This window comes from Nocardiopsis lambiniae (assembly GCF_031845465.1).
Taxonomy (GTDB): domain Bacteria; phylum Actinomycetota; class Actinomycetes; order Streptosporangiales; family Streptosporangiaceae; genus Nocardiopsis; species Nocardiopsis lambiniae.
In genome coordinates this window covers 1-722 of sequence record NZ_JAVREP010000048.1, presented here as the reverse complement: position 1 = coordinate 722, position 722 = coordinate 1, and the positions used below count along the sequence as shown (strand labels likewise).

Sequence of the window (722 nt, the reverse complement as noted above, 5' to 3'; positions counted from 1 at the left end):
GTATGCGCGAGCACCCAATTATCTGCAGCGGACAAGCCCTCGGCCTATTAGTACCGGTCAGCTCCACCCCTCACAAGGCTTCCACACCCGGCCTATCAACCCCATCGTCTATAGGGGGCCTTACCCTCTCAAAGGAGGCAGGAGACCTCATCTCGAAGCAGGCTTCCCGCTTAGATGCTTTCAGCGGTTATCCCTCCCGAACGTAGCCAACCAGCCATGCCCTTGGCAGGACAACTGGCACACCAGAGGTTCGTCCGTCCCGGTCCTCTCGTACTAGGGACAGCCCTTCTCAAGTCTCCAACGCGCACAGCGGATAGGGACCGAACTGTCTCACGACGTTCTAAACCCAGCTCGCGTGCCGCTTTAATGGGCGAACAGCCCAACCCTTGGGACCAACTCCAGCCCCAGGATGCGACGAGCCGACATCGAGGTGCCAAACCATCCCGTCGATATGGACTCTTGGGGAAGATCAGCCTGTTATCCCCGGGGTACCTTTTAGCCGTTGAGCGACACCGCTTCCACACGCCGGTGCCGGATCACTAGTCCCAGCTTTCGCTCCTGCTCGACACGTCCGTCTCACAGTCAAGCTCCCTTGTGCACTTACACTCGACACCTGATTACCAACCAGGCTGAGGGAACCTTTGGGCGCCTCCGTTACCTTTTGGGAGGCAACCGCCCCAGTTAAACTACCCACCAGACACTGTCCCCGAACCGGATCACGG

1 rRNA gene is annotated in these 722 nt (G+C 59.0%); it reads right to left on the bottom strand.

The features are described from left to right. Positions 1–27 precede the first annotated feature (27 nt). Positions 28–722 (bottom strand): 23S ribosomal RNA (locus RM479_RS27455); the annotation flags it as partial.